Origin of the sequence: Algoriphagus sp. AGSA1, assembly GCF_021390545.1 — a bacterium.
Taxonomy (GTDB): Bacteria; Bacteroidota; Bacteroidia; order Cytophagales; family Cyclobacteriaceae; genus Algoriphagus.
Genome location: NZ_JAJUWR010000013.1, coordinates 32167 through 51918, shown reverse-complemented (window position 1 = coordinate 51918; position 19752 = coordinate 32167). Strand labels below are relative to the sequence as shown.

Below are 19752 nucleotides of genomic sequence, written 5' to 3'. Positions count from 1 at the left end.
TAATTTAGTTTATAAAACTATAACCGCTTACCCAGTACACCCATCAGCTTTTCCAAATATTCCTGGTCCACAGAATCGAAATCATCTAACTGGTCGGAATCCACGTCCAGCACCATAGCTACCAGCCCTCCTTTGAATACTGGGACTACTATCTCTGACTTAGAAGCCGAACTACAGGCAATATGACCAGGAAAAGCATCAACATCCGGTACCAGAACCGTTTTTCCGTCCTGCCACGCCTTACCGCAGACTCCCTTTCCCATGGAAATCCTAGTGCAGGCAATCGGACCTTGGAATGGCCCTAGCACCAACTGATTCTCTTTAACCAGGTAAAACCCGACCCAAAAGAAGTCAAATGCCTCTTTCAATGCTGCGGATATATTCGCCAGATTTGCATAGAGGTCAGGCTCTCCGGTGATCAATGCCTCAATCTGAGGTAGTATAGCTTCGTATTTTTCGGCTTTTGTACCTGAACCAGGTATATATAATGTTTCAGACATGATGATATATTCTTAAGGTGTCATCCAAGATCTCGATAGTCTCAGAGACTGGAACAGGTACAACAGGTGCTGGTATCCCATGGACGAATTTGGTTCTACTCGTGAACACCCGGGCCTCGTCCCAAAGTTCGGATTTCAAAAACCTATTCAATAAAAAACTTCCCCCTTCTACAATCACACTTTGGATATTCCTCTGCTGCAGTTCCTTTAAAATATCAGAAACCTGAAAATCAGACTTCAATTTTATATATTCCAGTGTACCATTTACTTCTGATTTCTGCGAATTAAAACAGAGCGTGGGAACAGCCTCATCAAATAATTTTAATGAATTAGGCAACTCCAGATTACTGTCTATGACTATTCTAAGGGGGTTTTTTCCTACCCAATCCCTCACATTCAGTGCCGGATCATCATATTTGGCGGTGTTTTTACCCACCATAATCGCATCTTCTTCTGCCCGCCACTTATGCACTAGCTGCCTGCTCGATGCATTGGTAATCCACTTAGAAGAATAATCCTCTCTAGATACAAATCCATCAAGTGTCTGAGCCCATTTCAGAATTACGTAAGGCCGTTTTTTTTCTATTTGTGTAAAAAACCGCTTGTTCTGAATCTTAGCTTCCGCTTCCAGAAGGCCAATTTCGACTTCTACCCCAGCATCTTTTAGAATTTGGATCCCTTTTCCACCTACCAAGGGATTAGTATCAAAAGCCGCGATTATAACTTTTTTCACTTTCTTCTCCACCAGCAAATGGGCACAGGGAGGGGTTTTACCAAAATGGGCACAGGGTTCGAGTGTCACATAGACCGTAGCCTCGGTAAGTAGCTCTTGATCCTTCACAGCATTAACCGCATTTACCTCAGCATGGGCTTTGCCATATTCCTGATGATATCCTTCACCGATTATTTTATCCTGATGCACAATCACGCAACCTACCATGGGATTTGGGCTTACCTTTCCCCGCCCAAGCTCCGCCAGTTCTAGTGCTCTCCGCATATAAAGTGAATCGCTTGCCATCAAGGTTTCACTTTAAAAGTAATATCCCTTAAGCTACTATCACGGACTGCTGTAAGATCCAAGCTAAAAGTAGTGTCTTGATATCGCTCATTTTTAGGATTGTAATACAATACATAGTTGTCCTTTGGTACCCTAAATGAATATTCGCCTGTAGAATTAATATGGGTAGAAAAAGTATCTTTTTCACTCCTCATATAAATAGCGGGATATAAAGAAGTAGGTTTCAGATTTCCATTTAATTCAACCAAACCTGTCCCTTTTACCAGCTTAAAGCTAGGATCAAAGCCATAAGTCAGCGGAGACTCGGATGTTTGTACAATGGATCTCTCCAGATCTATGTCCAATATAATATCATAGGATATACCCTGTTCCAAAGTTATGGATGTGGACAGGCTAACCCGGTTATCATCTGAGCCCGAAAGCTCCAAGTCATACCTATTCTCACCAATAAACATGGAATGATTGTCTCCTAGTATTATCGTTGCGTTGGTTATTTGACCTATGGGAAGCTCATTTCTACCTAAAAGCAGCTGAGTTCCGCCGACGAGTTCACTTACTTTTATCCTTTTATTTCCGGATTTATATTCCAGATAGAATGTCTGTGCCTGGGTCTCTCTTCCTTGTACCAGAACATCAATGTCCACTCCCTCTATTTCTACAAAAACAGAATCCCATTGCGCAGGACTATCTACCAAAAGGACGTTTAAAAGTGCCTTCGGGTTGGAATCCGGATCCTCACAAGCTGAAAATAGGACTATAAATAAACAAATAAGGGGATAAAAGCTCAGTTTTTTCACATGGTAAATTTAGTCCAAAAGTTCGCAAAAACTGAATCGCCGACAAAAGGACATAAAAAAACCGGCCTAAGCCGGTTGGTTTTTTCTATTTACTGGAAAGTGTCACAGGATCTAAAGTGACAATTTCCCCGTTCGTTACTTGAACTCCTTCTATGACAGTGGGCAAATATTGATCATTTGGAGAAAAGGTAACTGAATAAGTACCATCATCCATTCCATTGATTACATAATTGCCGTTTTCATCTACATAGGTATTATATTGATTTTCCCCATTGCTAATCGTTACCTGTACAGGTTGTGCATCCAAAGGAAGTACTTGGCCGCTAATTCCAGCCGCCGCTTTTTCCATATAGGCTCTAAGTACAGGCTTTAAGATAATATTTCCAGAGTTGCCCGCAGTTACAATAGATCTGGCTACATCAAAATCAATCACCAGATCATAGGACATACCTCCTTCAATGTATTCGTTGATTTTTATTTTCAATCCGCTCTGCTGAGCACTTGGGGTTTTTAGCTCAAACCGCTCACCGTTTTGGATAACGTAATTGTCCTCTCCGAGAATCAATCGCAGTTGATCTATTTCGCCTGCAGGCAAATCTTCTGTACCCAGCAACTCACTGTTACCTCCGGTGAGTTCCAGTAGGTTTAAAGCCTGGCTATTATCATAGTTGATTTCCAGCCATCCCGATTCATCCTCATCGGATACATCGTCATCCATCTTTATCCTCACCGCTAATACTTCCACCCAGACTTCATCAAAGTTTGCTGGTGCATCGACCAAGTAAAAATTCACTCGTGCTGCTCCGGCAGCCGGATTGTCATCATCTGAGGTGCAGGATATGCCGGCTATAGCCAAAAGAGAAATTAAGAGATGAGAAATTAAATTTTTCATAGGGTAATTATTTATTATGGGTTAGAAAATCCAAGTACCATGCCAAGACTTGACACTAAAAAACACACTCCTTGTGGATATCCTTCTTATTTTTGGGCATGATGAAATGGGAACACCTTTTAGCCCGGGGCAGATTTGGAGACACACCCGGATTTATACCTACACAAGTGGTCAGAAGTGAATTTGAGGTCGATTATGATAGAATTATTTTTTCGGCCCCTTTTAGAAACCTCCAGGATAAAACCCAGGTTTTTCCTCTTCCTGAGCAAGCGTTTGTCCATACCCGGCTTACCCACAGTCTGGAAGTATCAAGTGTGGGTCGCTCCCTAGGCAAGTCTGCAGGGGAATTTTTGTTGAAAAAATACCCACAACTCACCACTAACGGAATAACCGCATTTGAGATCGGAGCTATCGTGGCTGCTGCTTCGTTGACGCATGATATTGGTAATCCTCCATTTGGGCATGCGGGAGAGGAGGCGATTTCCGACTTTTTCAAATTTCATTCTTCGGGAAAATGCTGGGAACCTCATGTACGAACAGAACAGCTGGCTGATCTTTGCAATTTCGAAGGAAATGCACAAGGTTTCCGGATGTTGGTTTCTAAAAAATTTGGCCTAAAATTGACCTATGCGACCTTGGCCGCTTTCACAAAATACCCACGTCCCAGTATGATTGCACAGCGGGATATCGCACGCCGAAGTCAAAAAAAATACGGCTTTTTTATCAACCAGCTGGCTGACTTTGAACAGATGGGAACGATACTGGGCATGGAAAAATCTAGTCCAGAATGCTGGTATAGACATCCTTTGGCATTTTTGGTAGAAGCAGCGGACGATATTTGCTACAGTATAATAGATCTGGAAGATGGTTGTACCCTTGGACTGGTGAGTTTTGAGGAAACAGTGAAGCTTTTGGCACCTATTCTAAAAGATAAGTTTGACCCGGAAAAGCTGAAAAAACCTCGTACAGAAGCGCAAAATTTGGGTGCCCTCAGAGCTCTGGCTATCGGTGAATTAATCAGGGAATGTGTTGAGGTATTTGCCCAATACGAGGAAAGCATGTGCAAAGGAAACTTTGACAAAGCCCTTACTGATATTATCCCATCAGCAAAAGCCCTTAAAGCCATTGCGGATCTATCTGTAGAAAAAATCTATCGTTCCAAAGTGGTTTTGGAAAAGGAAGCCGCAGGTTTTCAGGTATTGGAAGGACTCTTAGAAGTGTTTTCTAAAGCCCTGTATCATCAGTTCTACGACCCTTCGAAGTTCTCCGGACAGGATAGAAGCATCCTAAGGCTGTTACCGGAGGATTTTCCCTTGAAAGGTTGGGGGGCAGAAGTCAACCCATATCCATTACTCCGTTCTTTGGTGGATTTCATCTCTGGTATGACTGACAAATATGCGCTAAATCTCTACAGAAGAGTCAAAGGAATCTCGTTTCCTGGAAGCTGAGCTATTCCAATCACAATGTGAAAAGTACAGGCGTAAAAGTTGTTGGCAATTAACCTATTGTGGATCGAACCTCGTATTTACCCTAGTCCATCGATTGTATATTAATTACTTAATCTGAACGTTGAATTAGCTTGGCACAGTGTAGATTGAAATGTACAGGAACAGACTCCGGTAGGTAGGCATGACTAAAAAACCGCACACCGTAATGATTATAATTTGTGAGATTTCAACTGACAATCTTTAAACGAAAAAAATAATAAATAGATGAAAAAGACACTTCTTATCATCCTTGGCATTATTGTATTTCTCTTTGCGGCAGCTATTGCTGTTCCTTTCATTTTTAAGGATAAAATCATCGCACGTATTGACAGGGAAATCGCCGAGACAGTCAACGCAAAGGTGATTTATGATATTGATAACATCAGCCTTAGCCTTTTTCGAAGATTTCCCAACGTCTCTGCAAGGATCAGGGATCTGGATATTGTAGGAAACGCACCATTCGAAAGAGACACGCTTGTGTCCCTTCAGGAACTTGCCGTTGATTTCAATCTGAGATCAGTTCTTTTTGATGATTATCCTACATTGACCGGAGTGCATTTGAATGGAGGAGACCTCTATATCAAAGTATTGGAAGATGGTACAGCCAACTATGACATCACTTATCCCTCTGAAGAAGTAGTGCAGGAAAAAACCGCCGAAAGCAGTTTCAAGATAGGCGTGGATAAAATTGAAATAAGCAATCTGAATGTTGTGTATGACGATAGGCAGCTCAATTATTTTATGGCATTAGGGGGGATAAATGCCAAAGGAACCGGTGAATTTACTGCTGATGTATATGATCTCCCCATTGAAATCGAAGCCCTGATTGCAGATGTCACCTACGAAAACGTAAACTACCTTTCCAATAAAACTTTTAAGGGTAACACGCTACTGAATATTGACCTGGAAAATATGAAGTTTACCCTAGGAGATGGGGATTTTCAGTTGAATGACTTCATTTTCGGCCTGAGTGGCTACTTAGCAATACCGGGGGAAGACATAGAGATGGATGTTTCTATGGATGGTAAAGACAACGAGTTTAAAAGCATACTTTCTTTGGTACCGGGAATATATACCGAAAGTTTTTCTAGCCTGAAAACTTCAGGATCAATGGATTTTCATGGAAAAATCAAGGGAATCTACAATGAAGAAAAAACTCCGACTTTTGATATTTCTTTGAAAATCGACGAGGGTATGTTTCAATATCCCGACTTGCCCAGACCAGTCCAAAATGTAAACCTGGATCTACAAGTATTAAACGAAACGGATAACATCAATAACACTTCAGTCAATATCCCTGCTTTTAACCTAGATTTTGGCAGCAATCCGATTTCCGGGAAATTGTACCTCTCCGATTTGGTGAGCTACACCATGGATGCTGCGCTAAAAGGTAAACTAAATCTGGACGAGATTACCTCGATTTTCCCGGTTGAAGGTCTTGAACTGAAAGGAAACCTGGACGTAGATGCGACTGCAAAAGGACGATATGACTCCGCAGCTGGTATCATTCCTGCCCTCAATGCAAAACTTCTACTGGCCAATGGCTATGTGAAAAGTGCTGATTACCCTGCACCTATAGAAAAACTCAACGTGAACGCTTCTGTTCAAAATCCCAATGGGAGCATGATGGATTTCTTGGTGGATCTTAGCCGGTTTGGATTCGAGCTGGAAGGTGAGGCAATCAACGGAAACATGAAAATCCGGGATTTCGACAAATTGATTTGGGAAGGCACGGTCAAAGGTGGCGTAGATTTAAAGAAAATCCTGGCAATATTCCCAATGGAGGGGATGGAGATGGAGGGAAGGATAAATGCGGATATCAGCACCAAGGGATCCTATGCCGCTGTAGAAGCAAAGAATTACAATCAACTGGAAACCCAAGGTGAGTTGGAAATGAAAAATTTCAGGTATGTAGCTGATGATTTACCGCAAAAGGTAGAGATCAGCACTGCCAAAGCATCTTTCAACCCCTCCAACATCCAACTTTCAGAGTTTGATTCAAAACTTGGCTCAAGCCCACTTCAGGCGACCGGCTCTCTTACCAACTATATGGAGTATATCCTGGGAGAAAATGGTATCCTTAAGGGTCAACTATCACTTACCAGCAACAGCTTCAATGTAAATGAATGGATGAGCGAAAGCACTTCCTCGGACACAGCCAGTTTCGAACTGTCAGTGATTGAGCTTCCCAAAAATATAGATTTCAGTATGTCTGTAGCTGCAAGTAAGGTATTGTATGACAATCTTGACCTCAAAGAGGTGAAGGGAAATATGAGCTTAAAAGAAGGTGTACTGAGCTTTTCCAATGCCTCAATGAAGACCATGGGTGGAACTATCGCCATGGACGGTAGTTATGATCCAAGGGATATCACAGCTCCATTGTTCAATTTCAAATTGAATATTGCCGAACTCAGTATATCCGAAGCATTCAAAAGCTTCAATACCATCAAGGCTTTTGCCCCGATAGCCCAGAATCTGACCGGTAAATTCAATTCCAATCTTAATTTCTCCGGAAAACTAGGGGCGGATATGATGCCTTTGCTCTCTAGTCTGAATGGAGAAGGTTTACTGAAAGTAGCCGAAACAGCCTTGAAAGACAGTAAGATCCTTGAAGGAATTACCAGTCTAACTAAGCTAAAAGACGCAAATTCCCTGCAACTGAAGAATATTTCTATTCCTATCAGCATAGACAATGGTGTAATGGATGTGAAACCTTTTGATGTAAAACTTTGGGACTATCAGGCAAAAGTGCAAGGAACTGCGGGATTTGACGGATCTATAAATTACCTAGTAAACATGCAGATCCCTGCAGGTAAATTTGGTAGCCAAGCGAATTCTCTACTCGCCTCAATTACCGGAACTGCTGCGGATGAAAACACCAGCATTCCACTGGCGCTGAATCTCTCGGGAACATATAACTCTCCAAAAATAGCCCTTGCTGGAGGAAACAGCATAGAATCTCTGCTGACAAATGCACTTAAGGCAAGAGTGTCCGGGGAGGCCGAAGGCCTTCAAAACAAAGCCACCGAACAGTTCAATGCTGCTCAGGATAGTATGAAACAAGTGCTAAAAAACAAATCTGCAATGGCTCAAGACAGCACTAAAAAGGAGCTGGAGAAACAAGCGGATGTGGCTAAGGACAAAGCTGTAGATGAAGCCAAAAAAATGCTGAAGGGGTTTTTCCCTAAAAGTACTCCCACAGCTAAACCAGACAGTACTTCTGTAAAGAAAGATCAATGATCTAATAAACTTGCAAAGACTACCTATTCAGATTATCAAAAAAAGCAGGGGCAAAGACCCCTGCTTTTAGGTTAATCTCTTTTTTTGCTTTCCTTTTTAGCAGCTTTTGCAGCTCGTTTTTCCTTCAGCGTTTTGGTCGGCTGAGACTTATCATTTTTTGGTTTTCCTTCTGGTTGCTTAGCCATGATGTGTGATGAGAAAGGTGAAACTGATTCCTGTCAAGGTAGTGGGATTTCTCTTCGTCTCAATCCATTTTAGACTAATTATTTTTAGATCTTACCAAACAACGAACCAATAGATAGGTACCAATCAAAAAGGATATTTCCCCTGATCAATCATGTAATCGGCGATCTGTCTCCGTAGCTCTTTGGTATTGTAAAGCTCCGATTTGGTAAACCGCTTCAATCCCATCAGCATTACTTTCTGCTCATCCCCTTTGGTAAAACTCCCAATTGCCTCTTTGGCAGCAGTATTGATTTTGTCCACCGCTTCTGAGAGGTAAATCTGTGTCATGGCAATCTGGTGCTTGCAGGCATCTTCCCCCTTCATGGATACTAATTTCTCTGTACGGAGTATGGCTGACTCACTCGCGTAAATTTCTATCATCACATCGGCCAGATTCATCATGATTTCCTGCTCGTCCTCGATCTTATCCTGAAGGGACATAGCAGCTTTGCCGCCCACCATCAGAAATACTTTCTTTAGCTTTTTCAGCACTTCTTTCTCCGCAGCGAAAAGCTCAGAGGTATCTACAGATTCAAAAGAAGGGACAGATGTCAATTCTTTAGAAACTGCCATAGCGGGATCAAAAATATTGATTTCTCCTTTCATGGCTCTCTTGAGAAGCATTCCTACCATCAGCATACGGTTGATCTCATTTGTGCCTTCATAGATTCTGGAAATCCTCGCATCACGATACGCACGTTCCATAGGTGCATCAGCGGAGTAACCCATACCCCCGTAGATCTGCACACCCTGATCGACCACATAATCCAATACTTCTGAGCACTGCACCTTTGCGATAGCACACTCTATGGCGAATGCTTCCACACCTTTCAACTTGGCCTCAGATGGATCCATGCCATCTGCTTCCAATGCGTTAATCTTGTTTTCTATATCCTGACCTGCTCGATAACAAAGAGCTTCAGACACGTAGGACTTGGTAGCCATCTCAGCCAGCTTGGATTTGATGGCACCAAAAGAATTGATGCTGACACCAAACTGTTTCCTCTCTGTGGAGTATTTGACGGCGTTAGAAGTCACCGTCCTTACTCCTCCCAGTACACCGGCTCCCAGTTTCACTCTTCCGATATTCAGGATATTTACAGCGATTTTGAATCCATTCTGCCGGTCAGAAAGCATATTTTCCACGGGTACGGGACAATCATTGAAAAATACCTGGCGGGTAGACGATCCTTTGATGCCCATCTTCTTCTCTTCCTCATTCATGGTGATCCCACCAAAAGACTTTTCCACAATGAATGCCGTAAGATTTTTATCATTTTCGATTTTGGCAAAAACAATAAACACATCTGCAAAGCCCGCATTGGAAATCCACATTTTTTGTCCATTGATCAGGTAGGTTTTACCATCTTCGGAAAGGGTGGCTTTGGTTTTGCCACTATTCGCATCCGAACCAGCATCAGGCTCAGTAAGACAATAACATGCAGCCCATTCGCCTGTGGCAAGCTTAGGAAGGTATTTTTTCTTCTGTTCCTCAGTACCATAGTATAGGATGGGAAGCGTGCCGATCCCAGTATGCGCACCATAAGTAGTAGAAAAAGAACCCGCCGCCCCGATGATATCCGCAATAAGCATAGAGGTATTGAAGCTCATGCCCATTCCTCCATATTCCTCGGGAACAGTGATTCCCAATAGTCCCAGATCTCCTGCTTTTTTGAAAATCTTAGGGACTAATTCCGGATCTTTCATGCTATCGATTTCCTGGGCATAAGGTGTGATCTCTGTATCGATAAAATCCTGACAGGCCTGGGCCATCATTCTTTGTTCTTCAGTAAACTCTGCAGGAATAAAGATGTCCTGAGCATTTGTTTCTTTGATAAGGAATTCTCCTCCTTGGGTTGATTTGGTAGCCATTTTATTAAGATTTTAGACGCTAGACATAAGACTTAGCTCGATTTCAAATCGAACTTTAGAATCAAGGCATACAGCATTATTTCAAAAGCTCATACACCCCAGCAACACCCTGTCCCCCGCCCACGCAGGCAGTGACCATTCCATATTTCTTGTTTTGGCGACGGAGCTCATTGAATATCTGCACCGACAGCTTGGCTCCAGTACATCCCAGCGGATGGCCTAGTGCGACTGCACCTCCATTTACATTGACGATATCTGGATTGAGATCAAGTGCTTTGATCACTGCCAAGCTTTGCGCGGCAAAAGCTTCGTTCAACTCAATCAAATCTATGTCGTTCAAGGAAAGACCGGCCTGCTTTAGCGCCTTTGGCACAGCTTCTTTAGGTCCTATTCCCATTATTCTAGGATCAACCCCAGCTGCGCTATAGGACATCAATCGCGCAATAGGATCAAGACTTAGCGACTTCATCAATCGCTCAGACATCACCACTACAAAAGCAGCTCCATCGGAAGTTTGGGAAGAATTTCCGGCAGTTACCTGCCCTTTGTTTTTAAAGACTGGTTTCAAACCTGACAATACTTCCATGGTCGTCCCAGGTCTAGGCCCTTCGTCGGTATTTATGATTTGCTTTCTGGTTTTCTTTTTGCCTTTCTCGTCCAAGTAAGTTTCTTCCACTTCCACAGGCACGATTTCATCTTTGAATTTTCCTGACTTGATCGCCTCAATTGCTTTCTCATGAGATTTTACCGAAAAGGCATCTGAATCTTCCCGTGTGATGCTGTATTCCCCCGCAAGTTCCTCGGCAGTCAATCCCATACTCAGGTAATAGGAAGGATCCTCCGTGGCTATTTTATAGTTTAGGACAGTTTTATAGCCCATCATAGGAACCATAGACATGGATTCTGTGCCGCCGGCAATGATGCAATCTGCCATGCCAGCCTTTACTTTTCCTACTGCCAAAGCGATAGCCTCGATCCCGGAACCGCAATACCGGTTCACGATAAAACCGGGATTTTCTACTCCCAATGCCAATAGGGAAATCATTCTACCCATCTGCATTCCTTGCTCCGCTTCCGGGACAGCATTTCCTACGATTAGGTCATCAACCATTTTGGTTTCCAAGCCTGGGGTATTTGTCACGAGATGTTTGATCACATCCGCTGCCAGGTCATCCGGTCGATAAAATCGAAAACCACCTTTTTTGGCTTTCCCTACCGCCGATCTATATCCATTAATTATGTAAGCTTCCATTTTTTTAGATTTTTAGATTCGAGATTATAGAACCAAGAATTTTAAGTAGTTAAGGTGGATTTGAAACCAATAATCATTCGTTGAACTTCGGAAATATCAGATCCAATTTCCTTGGCCAATTCACTTGATATTAAGCTAACTCTTTCTGCAATTACCATCTGAGTTTCTAATTCATAACTTTCTCCCAAACTTATCTCAAGGGAATTGGAGAAAGATTTCGAAGAAGATTTAGCTGTGCCTTCAGCAATATTTGAAGGAATTGAGACTCCTGCTCTTCTCATTTGAGAAGTCATTCCAAATTTTTCTGAGGAAGGGAAGTCGGAGGTAATCTTATAGACTCTTACTGCCAGATCTACAGATTTTTGCCAAATCTTCAAATTCTTAAAATTATGCATGACAATCGATTTAGGTTAAAACTTTGGTTCTTGCTTCTTGGTTCTTGAATCTAACTACTTGCTACTTATATCCAGCTATTAATTTCTCAGCGGTTTCCCCTTGAACAATATGCTATGAATCCGTTCCAGTGTCTTTTGCTCACCTGTCAAGCTCAGGAAAGCTTCACGTTCCAAATCCAAAAGATACCTTTCCGAAACTTCTGTAGGATAAGACAAATCCCCTCCAGACATCACGTAGGCTAGTTTTTTGGCTATCAAAGCATCATGCTCAGAAATGTATGCACCGTATCTCATGCCGGTAATTCCAGCTTCAAACAACGCCAGGGATTCTTTGCCCAGCACACGGATATTCGCCTGCTCCAATGGCTGAGTATAACCCTCTTCGTGCAAGGAAATTACTTTCGCTTTTGCTTCTGCCAGCTGGCGTTTTCTATTGAGGGTAATACCATCCGAAGGTCTCAGGTAACCCAGGCTCCTAGCTTCCTCGGCAGAGGTAGAAACTTTTGCCGTGGCTATATTCATAAAGGTATCTTGCAGTCGATTCAGCTCTACATCACCGGATTTGACGGCATTTGAGAACCTTAAGGTCATCTCCTTGGTACCTCCTCCAGCCGGAATCAAACCCACGCCGACTTCTACCAATCCCATGTATAGTTCTGCATGCGCCTGCACGTGGTCTGAGTGAAGAGAAAGCTCACATCCTCCTCCAAGTGCCATATTGTGTGGAGCGACTACCACTGGTATAGATGAGAATCTTGCCCGCATCATTGTATTCTGAAACTGGGCAATCATCAGATTGATCTCATCAAAATCCTGGTCTCCCGCAAACATGAACAGCATGGCTAAATTGGCTCCTGCGGAGAAATTCGCACCTTCATTACCGATTACCAATCCTTTGTAAGATTTCTCGGCCATTCCGATTGCAGTATTGATTCCTTCGATCACTTCCTGCCCCATGGAGTTCATTTTACTATGGAATTCCAAACAGATCACATCATCTCCCATGTCGTAGATGGAGGATCCTGCATTGTTCCAAATTACTTTTCCGGCAGATTTTAAGGTGTCCAGAATAATGAAACCATCCATTCCAGGTACTTCTTTGTAGCTTTTGCTCGGAATATCGTAGAAATGCTTTTTACCGTTTTCTACTTTATAAAAAGATTCATGCCCAGCTTCGAGCATTTCAAATACCCAGTCTGCAGGCTTTTCGCCCACAGCATCCATCTTTTCTACGGTCTCTTTTACGCCTAGCAAATCCCAATTTTCAAACGGTCCCAGTTCCCAACCAAAACCTGCACTTACCGCCTGGTCTATTCGGAAAAGTTCATCCGCAATCTCAGGAATTCTGAAAGAACAGTACCTGAACAAATCATAAAAAGTGGCACGGTAAAACTCACCGGCTTTATCATCAAAATTCACCAAATGTTTGATCCTCTTCTTCAGATCTTCAAATTCTTTGGCTGATTCTAATGCCTTGAATTTTGGCTTTTCCAGATCCTTATACTCAAAAGTTTCAAAGTCTATTTCCTTTAGTTCCTTGGATCCGTCCTTATGCCGGATCATGTTGAAATAGCCCGATCCTGTCTTATCTCCCAGCCACTTTTTCTCATAGAGTACCTCCATGATTATGGGCAGCTTGAATTTCTCCCGGGATTCATCATGTGGCAAGGCTTTGTACAGATTGTTTGCCACATTGACTGTGGTATCCAATCCCACCACATCCATGGTTCTAAAGGTGGCTGACTTGGCTCTTCCTATTAAAGTACCTGTTAGTTTATCCACTTCAGATACTCCAAGTCCCATTTTCTCAATGGTGTGCATGGCAGAAATAATAGCATATACACCAATCCTATTTGCGATGAATGCAGGAGTATCTTTGCAAAATACGGTCTCTTTTCCCAAGAATCTATCCCCATACTCCATCAGAAAATCTATGATTTCAGGATTAGTTTTTGGCCCAGGGATGATCTCCAATAGTCTTAGATACCTTGGCGGATTAAAAAAGTGGGTACCTGCAAAGTTCTCCTGAAAATCCTCACTTCTTCCCTCACACATCATGTGCATAGGGATGCCCGAAGTATTGGAAGTGATCAGTGTCCCAGGTTTACGGTGTTTTTCTACCTTTTCGAAAAGAGACTGCTTGATGTCCAATCTTTCCACCACGACTTCCATCACCCAATCGTAATCTTTGATTTTAGATAGATCGTCGTCAAAATTCCCGGTAGTGATCCGGTTAGCAAAAGACTTATCATAGATAGGTGAAGGATTGGATTTTAATGTGCTTTGCAAAGCAGAATTCACCATTCTGTTACGCACGACCTTATCTTCCTTGGTCAATCCTTTTTTCTGCTCTTCCTCAGTAAGTTCGAATGGAACTATGTCTAGCAAAAGTACCTGCACGCCAATGTTGGCGAAGTGGCAGGCAATCCTAGATCCCATAACCCCCGAACCTAAAATGGCTACCTTTTTAATTGTTCTGTTCATAATTTTGGGCTTTTGGTCATAATAACCTCCTGGTTGTTGTTGGTTTATAATTCAAATATTGGTTTGTCGATATCCACTCCTCTATCCGTTTGGATCTGGTCTATGACCAGTTGTATCTTTTCAAATACAGCAAAGAACTGATTAAGATCTTCCCCACTCACTACTTCCCGTACTTGCTCATTGAACTCCCTGATAGTATTCACGGATATTTCCTTTTTTCTTTTTCCTTCTTCCGTAAGAAAAATGCGAACCGATCGCTTATCTACTAAGTCAGGCTTTTTGTAGATCAGCCCTTTCTCTTCCATAGTCCTGAGCATCCTGGTTAGACTTCTGGTCTCGAGGCCTAGCTTAGGTGCGATTTTCGTGGCAGGAGTCCCTTCAGTGGAATTGATATTTATCAGCACAAATCCAATGGCCGTGGTGAATCCCTCTTCAGCAGCCTGCTGGTTGTACATCCTGGAAATTGCATGCCAGGCACTTTTGATATGGTAATCAACTGTTTCTTCTCTCTTCATCTCTACAGGGATTCTTCCTATTGCTGATCTCTAATTTAAGAAAAAAATGTATGCATGCATACTATATCGAAAAAAAGTTATGCATGCATCATAAATTTTGGTTCCTCGAGTAAAAAATTCATTTTAAGACTGGTTGGGTTCTCTCGATAGCTTCTTCGAAAACTGACACCTAGGATCCATCAGTCCCATACGCTTATCCTCAGCCAGCAGGGACAGATAACAAAAAAACTTCTGAGCTATACGCAAAGTAAAATTAGCACAGATCGGGTTAATTGTGTAGAGTATATCCTACCAGGTCCTAGTCAGTAGAAAAGAAGGCTTTACATATTGGTTAACTCCTCAGTATAGCTCTAGTCCACATAGAGTCTTTCTATTTCTTTACTAAATTTCTGATGGATTACTTTTCGTTTCAATTTCATGGTAGGAGTCAGTTCACCCGATTCTACTCCCCATGCTTCAGGTAAAAGTCTAAAACGCTTGATCTGCTCCCATTTGCCAAAGTACTTATTCAATCCTTCTACTTCCCGATTATATTTTTCTATAATATCCGGTCTTTCCACCATCTCCCTGTCAGAAGTATAAGGAATTCCCTTATGCTGGCAATAATCCTTCAATCCTTCAAAACTGGGCACAATCAACGCAACGGGAAAGTTACGGTTCTCCCCTGCCACCAACAATTGATCTATGAGACTGGATTCCTTGAATTTATTCTCCATAGGTTGGGGAGCGATATATTTACCTCCTGAGGTTTTAAACATTTCTTTTTTTCTATCCGTGATTTTAAGGTAGCCGTCGTCCATCCCTCCTATGTCTCCAGTATGAAACCAGCCGTTTTTAAGTACCTCTGCCGTGAGTTCGGGTTGCTTATAGTATCCATGCATGACATTTGGGCCTTGGACGAGGATTTCGCCATCTTCCGCAATCTTCACTTCGACATCTTTTATCAATTTACCCACATATCCTATCCTCATCTCTTCGTGGGTACAAATAGATACAGTAATCACCGGTGAAGTTTCAGTCAGACCATAACCTTCACATACTTTTATTCCAGCAGACCAAAAGACCCGTGCAAGCCTGGGCTGCAAAGATGAAGCACCGGAATTAATCTGCATTACTTCTCCTCCCAATGCTTCTCTCCATTTAGAAAAAATCAACTTATTTGCGATTTTTAACTGAAGATTGTAAGAGAAACCTTGATTAATATTCGGATCATATCTTAGCCCTAAATTAAGTGCCCAAAAGAAAAGTGATTTTTTGATTCCTTTCAATTCATAACCCTTCGCCACTATTTTGTCGAAGATTTTCTCCAGAAGACGAGGAACAGTATTAAATGCATGAGGTTTGATTTCTTTCAGGTTTTCCCCTATAGTTTCCATACTCTCCGCATAATGAATAGAATATCCGAGATACATAAAGCAGAAAAACCCAGTCCGTTCATAGATATGGCAGAGTGGGAGAAAACTTAAAATCCTAGAAGTACCGACAGCTGGAGTCATGGCATCAGCTATTCCCAAAACATTCGAAAGTACATTATGATGGGAGAGCATAACTCCTTTGGGCCTGCCTGTGGTACCGGATGTATAAATTATCGTAAATATATCAGCGGTATCCACGGCAAATTTTCTTCTATCGAGTTCTTGTAGGCTTTCGTTCATTCCTATGCCCAAAAGATCTTCCCAAAAAACTGTTCCTTCTATCTTCTGAAAGCTGTAAATAGGCCTGTCTGCCGCGGCTATTTTTGCCTTTTCAAATATGAGTTCATCCCCTATAAATATCATTTTCACTTCAGCATGGTCAAAAATAAACGCATAGTCCTCTGAGCTGATCGTAGGGTACATAGGAACTGAGACAGCTCCTATCTGCTGCAGGGCCAAATCAACAAAATTCCACTCTGGGCAGTTTTCTGCTATAATAGCTATTTTTTCATCAGGCTTGATTCCTATTTTGATTAAGGCCAAGCTCAGGTTATCAATGATTTCTTTGATATCTCTGGAAGAATAATGAATCCAATCTCCATTTTTCTTTTTGGATACAGCTGTTTTTTTATCATATAAGCTGATCTGATAAGGGATCAGGTCAAAAAGCCTGGAAAGTTCCATAAGATATACATTTTGGGTTTCTATAATATTACCAAAATGCCGAGGCAATACAAAGAGTTATCCACGCTCTCTTTTTATAGTAGTTGTAAAATAGATTTTTAAAAAAATTCTTTATTAGGGTTATTAGGGGTGTGGATATGGGGATAACCTCGTCTTTTTATTCTTTCCACCTTGTCTGTTGAGTTACCTTGCTATTGTCCACTAGTTATCCCCTTTTTGTCCACTTGTAAGTACCTGAACTTCTTTTTTTTATTGGGTTTTATTGATTTTTGTGGATACCTTGACTTGTGGGGACTGTTGGAAAGACGCATGTGGATTACTTGATTTTCATCAGTGGATAAGTAGGAGCTTTTCCCCAAAGTCAGAAGCTTGGGATAGAGGTGGTATAAGGCTCGTTGATAAATGAGGAGTTATCCTTTACTAATCCACTTCTATCCACAGTTATCGGAGTACTTATCCACGGATTAGTTCTCTGTTTTTAGGCCAGAAGTGGGTGTTGCCGTGATGACCAGATCTTGCAGCGTCCATCCGCCGCGCACTGTGATGCTTTTGTTCCGCGTTTCTGGATCAATGTAATAGAAGGCTCTTTCAGCGTACCTCTTTTGCTCAAAATTGGACGGATCCCACCTACGGTTTCCATTGCTGTCTTCTATTACACGTATTTGATAGTTGCCTGATTCTAGTGATTTAAAAGAGAATTTATTGCCTTCGGATATGTATTCCTCCCTTTTCAATTCTCCTTTTCCATCGAGTAGTTGGAGAATAAATGGGGCAGAGGCTCCTTCGATTTTACCTGCCAGTTCATCTGCCAGAGTTTCCTGTTTTAGTTTTTTATAATTGGCATTTAGGGCGGTTTCATTGTATTGGCCTTCAATATCCCTGAATGTGGAGTCACTTGCTTTTAAGGTGAACACATCAAAAGGAATTGAATCCGGTATGTTCAGTCTTACTTCTATAATATCCCTTCTTAGTGAATCCCGGAAGCTGAGTATTTCAGGCTGTATAGGTATAACACTCGCTGTATCGTATGACAGGTATAGGGAATCATAGGAGATATCCATGATCGGCTTATTGAAGGATAGTTCGATAAGTAGATTCTTGTAGAAGCTTTTACCTGAATTAGGGGTAATTGTTAGTTTTTCGGGTTTTCTATCTGTTTCTTCAAATTTTGCATAGATCAGAGAATCCACACTATATCCTACCGAATCTGTAAGTATCATACGGAAGGGAAGGCTGTCTGCTTTTGGTTTATCTGTATATAGGTTTATTCTTTTGTCCCCCAGTGTATAGAATATATCTTCTCCTAATTGTTTATTTTCAATTGCAATGTCCACAGGTGTTCTATTGAGGACAACTGTATAGTTGGCTCCTTGGGTAGAGGATCTTAATAGACGAATTGGATTCTGATCCCCTTTCGCAAGATTAAATTGTAATCCTTCTATATCTTCATTGATGGTGAGGGTATCTTTGATAAAATCAAATGCCTCTGTTTTGTATTCTGCTTTTAGGCTATTGTTATCGTCCTTCCAAGCGTAGGCTAAATACTTACCCGCTTTGATGTTCGTCAATTCGAAGTTTCCCGCTGTATCGACTTGGGATAGATAATATGGCGGAGCCAAAAATACATTTGTAGTATCATCCAAGGGGTATAGGCCTACTATGGCATCTTCTATTTTGTTATTTCTTTCTGGAAAATAGACATTCACAGATCCTGATAGTTTCAAGCTGTCTATACTGGAACCTGTTGAAAAGACCAGTTTGAGATTTTCCGCAGGATTTCCTTCTGCTAGATCAACTACGGATTTTTGAAAATTAAAAACATAAGTTGTACTATCCTCAAGTTCCTGGTTCAGATCTATTTTCAGCGTATTCTTCAGTGCGGTGAATATTACTTTATCCTTGTTTATCCTTGGCGTTATCAGTATGTTTTTAGTGGCGTTGTCCAGTTTGATGTATTCATCAAATGTGATTGTTATTTGGTCGGGTTTTGTGTTCAGGCTCTGATCTTTTGGGCTCATTGCTATTACTTTCGGTGGATCCTCATCCCGTGGCCCGCCCATAGGAGCACTTTGCTTGGCACATGAAAATAGCAAGAGGCAAAATACTAGCAGTATGATTACATTATTGTTTATCACTTCTTTTTGAAAACGAATAGATTGCTTGAATAATTTTTTTCAGCTTTAGTAGCTGTTCTGTTAGATTTACTGCCTGTCTGAATGGCTTTCCAATATTTTAGGAGAGTTGCCTGTTTGGGATTCTTATATCCTTCTGAAAGTAATGACACATAATAGCTGTCAAAACGCATGGGATTTTTCATTACTAGCTGCAGATCAAATATTTCTGCAAAATGTGTCATTGCTTGTTGATTGAAGTGGTAAAGATGTCGTGGGATATCCCAGCCTGCCCAGTACTTTCCATATTTGATAGCATCATAACTATCAGGATTGGGAACAGCAATTAGTATGTAACCATCTGATTTTAAGTTCTTTATAAGAAAATTTATGGTTTTCCTTAACTCATGTATGTGCTCTACTACATGATATAAGGTGATGATATCATATTCAGCTGATGGAAGGTGTTTTATGCTTTCGAAGACTTTTCCTTCTAGTTTGGAGATAGCTAAGTTTCTCGCTTTTGTGCTTGGTTCCACTCCAGTTACCTCCCATCCTTCTTTTTGGGCTTTCACTAGTAGCTCTGCAGTGCCACAACCGTAGTCAAGGTACCGACCCTTTGTAGGTTTCAGATTATTTAGAAGTTTGACTTTACCTGATAAAGCAACTTTCCTTACTTGTTGATACAGGAATTGGGTAAGGTTTTTTGCATTATCATCATGGGAGAAATATTCTGGAAAATCGTAATAAGGTTCTATTGCTTCTTCGGATGGTCTTGGATTGGTGAATTTCAATCCACAATTTTGACATTTGCATATTATGAAAGCTTCTTGGCTTACCGCATGATCTTTTACTTCCGAGGTAT

The 19752-nt window shown here is 41.5% G+C and carries 14 protein-coding genes; 2 read left to right on the top strand and 12 right to left on the bottom strand.

The window, feature by feature from the left end; genetic code table 11:
• Positions 1 to 17 precede the first annotated feature (17 nt).
• The 4 genes from LZF95_RS11840 to LZF95_RS11825 form a co-directional block, all read right to left on the bottom strand.
• Positions 18 to 500: a GAF domain-containing protein gene (locus LZF95_RS11840; RefSeq protein WP_233755209.1), complete on the bottom strand. Its 483-nt coding sequence runs from the start codon at positions 498 to 500 to the stop codon at positions 18 to 20.
• Positions 493 to 1518 (bottom strand): bifunctional diaminohydroxyphosphoribosylaminopyrimidine deaminase/5-amino-6-(5-phosphoribosylamino)uracil reductase RibD, encoded by a 1026-nt coding sequence (gene ribD, locus LZF95_RS11835; RefSeq protein WP_262912239.1) that lies wholly within the window; start codon positions 1516 to 1518, stop codon positions 493 to 495. The genes LZF95_RS11840 and ribD overlap by 8 nt, the downstream gene beginning before the upstream one ends.
• Positions 1518 to 2315, bottom strand: coding sequence for a DUF4382 domain-containing protein (locus LZF95_RS11830; RefSeq protein ID WP_233755207.1), 798 nt, complete (start codon positions 2313 to 2315; stop codon positions 1518 to 1520). Before LZF95_RS11830 ends, ribD begins: the two co-directional genes overlap by 1 nt.
• A gap of 85 nt (positions 2316 to 2400) precedes the next feature.
• Positions 2401 to 3207: a DUF4382 domain-containing protein gene (locus LZF95_RS11825; protein ID WP_233755206.1), complete on the bottom strand. Its 807-nt coding sequence runs from the start codon at positions 3205 to 3207 to the stop codon at positions 2401 to 2403.
• A 101-nt stretch (positions 3208 to 3308) separates the two neighbouring features.
• Here LZF95_RS11825 and dgt point away from each other — a divergent pair, with 101 nt between their 5' ends.
• Positions 3309 to 4655 carry a dGTP triphosphohydrolase gene (dgt, locus tag LZF95_RS11820; RefSeq protein ID WP_233755317.1) on the top strand — a complete coding sequence of 449 codons (1347 nt, stop codon included), beginning with the start codon at positions 3309 to 3311 and terminating at the stop codon, positions 4653 to 4655.
• Between the two features lie 264 nt (positions 4656 to 4919).
• A complete protein-coding gene (locus LZF95_RS11815) occupies positions 4920 to 7934 on the top strand; it encodes an AsmA-like C-terminal region-containing protein (protein ID WP_233755205.1) in 3015 nt (1004 codons plus the stop codon).
• A gap of 309 nt (positions 7935 to 8243) precedes the next feature.
• On the opposite strand, the gene LZF95_RS11810 is transcribed toward LZF95_RS11815, so the two are convergent.
• From LZF95_RS11810 to LZF95_RS11775, 8 genes are all read right to left on the bottom strand, one after another.
• Positions 8244 to 10031 (bottom strand): acyl-CoA dehydrogenase family protein, encoded by a 1788-nt coding sequence (locus tag LZF95_RS11810; protein WP_233755204.1) that lies wholly within the window; start codon positions 10029 to 10031, stop codon positions 8244 to 8246.
• Positions 10032 to 10107: 76 nt separating this feature from the next.
• Positions 10108 to 11283, bottom strand: coding sequence for an acetyl-CoA C-acyltransferase (locus tag LZF95_RS11805; protein ID WP_233755203.1), 1176 nt, complete (start codon positions 11281 to 11283; stop codon positions 10108 to 10110).
• A 41-nt stretch (positions 11284 to 11324) separates the two neighbouring features.
• On the bottom strand, positions 11325 to 11678 hold the full coding sequence (locus tag LZF95_RS11800) for a four helix bundle protein (protein ID WP_233755202.1): 354 nt from the start codon (positions 11676 to 11678) through the stop codon (positions 11325 to 11327).
• Between the two features lie 78 nt (positions 11679 to 11756).
• Positions 11757 to 14162, bottom strand: a complete 2406-nt coding sequence (locus tag LZF95_RS11795) for a 3-hydroxyacyl-CoA dehydrogenase/enoyl-CoA hydratase family protein (protein WP_233755201.1) — start codon at positions 14160 to 14162, stop codon at positions 11757 to 11759.
• Positions 14163 to 14206: 44 nt separating this feature from the next.
• A complete protein-coding gene (locus LZF95_RS11790; RefSeq protein WP_233755200.1) occupies positions 14207 to 14677 on the bottom strand; it encodes a MarR family winged helix-turn-helix transcriptional regulator in 471 nt (156 codons plus the stop codon).
• A 350-nt stretch (positions 14678 to 15027) separates the two neighbouring features.
• The gene (locus LZF95_RS11785) at positions 15028 to 16776 is read right to left on the bottom strand and encodes a long-chain fatty acid--CoA ligase (protein ID WP_233755199.1); all 1749 of its coding nucleotides are present in this window, start codon (positions 16774 to 16776) and stop codon (positions 15028 to 15030) included.
• Between the two features lie 464 nt (positions 16777 to 17240).
• On the bottom strand, positions 17241 to 18911 hold the full coding sequence (locus tag LZF95_RS11780) for an Ig-like domain-containing domain (RefSeq protein ID WP_233755198.1): 1671 nt from the start codon (positions 18909 to 18911) through the stop codon (positions 17241 to 17243).
• On the bottom strand, positions 18908 to 19681 hold the full coding sequence (locus LZF95_RS11775) for a class I SAM-dependent methyltransferase (protein WP_233755197.1): 774 nt from the start codon (positions 19679 to 19681) through the stop codon (positions 18908 to 18910). The genes LZF95_RS11780 and LZF95_RS11775 overlap by 4 nt, the downstream gene beginning before the upstream one ends.
• Between the last annotated feature and the right edge of the window lie 71 nt (positions 19682 to 19752).